Annotated in this window: 2 protein-coding genes; both read left to right on the top strand. The window is 68.6% G+C overall.

The window, feature by feature from the left end:
• Positions 1-2,264, top strand: a 2,264-nt coding sequence (locus tag AB0389_RS37685) for a S8 family serine peptidase (RefSeq protein WP_366400103.1), incomplete at its 5' end; no start/stop codon positions are given.
• 214 nt (positions 2,265-2,478) lie between these two features.
• Positions 2,479-3,531 (top strand): methyltransferase, encoded by a 1,053-nt coding sequence (locus AB0389_RS37680; protein WP_366400102.1) that lies wholly within the window; start codon positions 2,479-2,481, stop codon positions 3,529-3,531.
• Positions 3,532-3,597 lie beyond the last annotated feature (66 nt).

Below are 3,597 nucleotides of genomic sequence, written 5' to 3'. Positions count from 1 at the left end.
TCGTCATCGCCGCCGGCAACGAGGGCCCGGACGCGGAGACCGTCGGTTCACCCGGCAGCGCCGCCTCGGCCCTCACCGTGGGCGCGGTCGACCGCGACGAGAACATCGCCGACTTCTCCAGCGTGGGCCCGACGGCCGACGGCTCGCTGAAGCCCGACATCACCGCCCCCGGCGTGGGCATCGTCGCCGCGAAGGCCGCCAACGGTGTCCTCGGTGACCCGGCCGCCGACGGCTATGTGTCCATGTCCGGTACGTCGATGGCGACCCCGCATGTCGCGGGCGCCGCCGCGATCCTGGCCCAGGAGCACCCGGACTGGACCGGTCAGCGCATCAAGCAGGCGCTCACCGCCTCCGCCAAGCCCGCTGCCGGGCTCACCCCGTACCAGCAGGGGACCGGTCGCGCCGATCTGACGAAGGCGATCACGCAGAGCGTCGTCAGTGAGCAGACCTCGCTGAACTTCGGTACCCAGCAGTGGCCGCACACCACGGACAAGCCGGTCACCAAGACGGTCACGTACACCAACACCGGTACGCAGGACGTCACCCTGGACCTGTCGCTGGAGACGGTCGGCCCGAAGGGCAAGGCGGCCCCGGCCGGCTTCTTCACCCTCGGCGCCCCGCAGGTCACCGTCCCGGCCGGCGGCACGGCGAGTGTCGACGTCACGTCGGACACCCGTGTGGGCACCCAGGACGGCACCTTCAGCGGTACGGTCACCGCCAAGGCCACCGAGGGCGGCCAGAGCGTCCGTACGACCTTCGGCGCCATCCGCGAGGTCGAGTCGTACGACATCACCATGAAGTTCATCGACGCCAAGGGCAAGCCCTCCCGGTCGGCCGCCTCGGTCTACGGCCACAGCTCCGACTTCTGGAAGGACGTGGAGGCCACCAAGAGCGACGGTGTCGCCAGGATCCGGGTCCCGAAGGGCGCGTATCTGCTGGAGGCCGGTGTGGAGACCTCCAACGGGAAGTCCGCGCCGGACGCCGCCTGGATGGTCCAGCCGAAGCTGGAGGTGACCAAGAACGCGACGGTCACCTTCGACGCGCGCAAGGCGAAGCCGATCAGCGTCACCGCGCCGGACTCCGCCAAGATCGGCTCGGCGTATGTGAACTTCGAGCTGAGCGCCGTGCCGAACAGAGATCTCGGCATGACCTGGTTCGGGAACTCCTTCAAGAACTTCCGTGTCGGCCAGGTCGGCCCGTCGGTCCCGGCGAAGCTGTTCAACTCGCAGGTCGGCGGCACCTGGCAGAAGGGCAGCACCAGCTACAACCTGCTCTACAACCGCCCCGGTTCGTTCTACACCGGGTACACGCACAAGACGGCCACGAGCGAACTCGCCCTGGTGAACGTCAGGGTCGGCACCTCCGTCAAGAACCGCAAGGGCTCTCTCAACCCGTTCTGGTACACACCGTCCGGGCTCTACGGGGTCGGTACGGGCACCAAGCCGTTCGCACTGCCCGCCACGGCGAAGACCTACGTCACCACACCCAAGGGCTTCACGTGGGCCTTCGGCGCCGGTCAGCTCGACAGCCGGGGCCTGGAGACCGACATCGCCCTGCCGCCCTTGACGACCAAGAGCTACACGGCGAAGAAGACCTACACCGAGACGTTCAACGTCGGTGTGTTCGCCCCGCGGGTCGCCGCCCGGGGAAGCGGTGTCGAGCGGTACGGCAACGAGATGTTCGCCTGCATCGCCACGTTCGCCGACGGCGCCGGTCACCTCGGTTACTCGACCACCTCGAAGCAGCAGTCGGTGCTCACCGTCGACGGCAAGAAGGTCGTCGACGAGAAGAGCTCGCTGTGCATAGGCACGGACGCGCTCCCGGCCAAGTCGGCCAAGATCAAGGTCAGTACGGACGCGACCCGCGCCACCTCGGTCGCGGGCGTCACCACCCGGCTCGCCGCGTCCTGGACCTTCACCTCGAAGGCTCCCGCGGCCGGCAAGGTCGCGAACCTGCCGGTCTCCACGGTCGGCTTCGCCCCGAAGCTGGACCTGGCGAGCACCGCGGCCAAGGGCAAGAAGCTCACCGTCCCGCTGACGATCCAGGGTCCGGCGGCGAAGAACTTCAAGTCGCTGGCCGTGCAGGTCTCCTACGACGGCGGCAAGAAGTGGTCCAAGGCCCCCGTCACCACGAAGAGCGGTAAGCGGAGCCTGACCCTGAGCCACCCGAAGAAGGCCACCTCGGTCTCCCTCAAGGCGAAGCTCACCGACAAGAGCGGCAACGTCTACGACGTCACCATCGAGAAGGCGTACCTGCTCAAGTAAGCACGGCAGTACGGCAGTCGATCCACGCGCCCGGGGACACCAGCACCACGTCCCCGGGCGCGTGCGTGTTGAATCCGATTCAGCTTCCCGGATCACGCGATTCCCCAAGAGGGGAACCAGGGGCTCCAGTTGAGCGTGAACCAGGTACCGAACGCGGTGTGCGCCCGGGCACTCCGCACCCACACCGTGTGACATCGAGAAGTGGGAACCAGCCATGAGCGAAGAGACCGCGAACTTCGGCAGCGAAGCCGAGGCCGCGCAGGCCACCATGAAAATGGTGGAGATGATATCCGGGTACTGGGTGACGCAGATCCTCCGCGCCACCGCCGAACTCTCCCTCCCCGACCACGTGGCAGCGGGCGCCACCACGGCCGAGGAGATCGCCGAGCGCGAGGGCAGCGACCCGACGACCACGTACCGGCTGCTCCGCGCCGCCTCGTCCATCGGCCTCTTCGGTGACGCGGGAGACCGGCGCTTCAGCCTGACCGCGATGGGCGGCCTGCTGCGCAAGGACGTACCGGGGTCACTGCGCGAGATGGCCATCGTCCAGGGCGCGCCCTTCCACTGGCAGTCGTGGGGATCGCTTCCGGACGCCGTACGGAACGGCACCACGCAGATGCACGCGGCCCTGGGGCTGGCCGAGGGCTCGACGGCCTTCGACTACTTCGGCCAGAACCCGGAGGAGGGCGCGCTGTTCGCCTCCTCCATGGCCAACGCCACGGACATGGTCATCCACGACGTGACCGCGGGGCTCGACCTCGAAGGCGTCTCGGTGGCCGTGGACATCGGCGGGTCCACCGGCGCCCTCGTGCACGAGCTGATGAAGACGGCCCCGGACCTCACGGGCGTGGTCCTGGACATGCCCCATGTGGTGGACAGCGCGGTGGAGGCGGCGGCCAGGGCCGGCGTCCAGGACCGCTTCAGCGCGGTCGGCGGGGACTTCTTCAAGGAGGTGCCGGCGGCCGACCTCTACCTCCTCAAGATGATCCTGCACGACTGGAGCGACGACCAGTGTCTGACGATCCTGCGTAACTGCCGCGCGGCGGCGAAGCCGGGCGCGCGGGCCGCGGTCATCGAGAGCGTCGTGGGCCAGGTCGGCGAGCCGAACTTCGGCGCCCTCCTGGACATGAACATGCTGGCGGCCACGCACGGACAGGAGCGGGACTTCGCCGAGTTCGACGCCCTGTACGCGGAGAGCGGTTGGAAGCGCGTCGACATCAAGCCGACCCGCTCGCCGCAGTTCATCCAGATCCTTGAGGCGATCTGACCCTCCGGCGCACACGCACAGCCCGACGGGCGGCCGGCGGAGATACCGGCGGGTATCTCCGCCGGC

The sequence above is a fragment of the Streptomyces sp. NPDC093109 genome, from assembly GCF_040701725.1.
In the GTDB taxonomy this organism is placed as follows: Bacteria; Actinomycetota; Actinomycetes; order Streptomycetales; family Streptomycetaceae; genus Streptomyces.
This window is presented reverse-complemented; position numbering and strand designations above follow the sequence as displayed.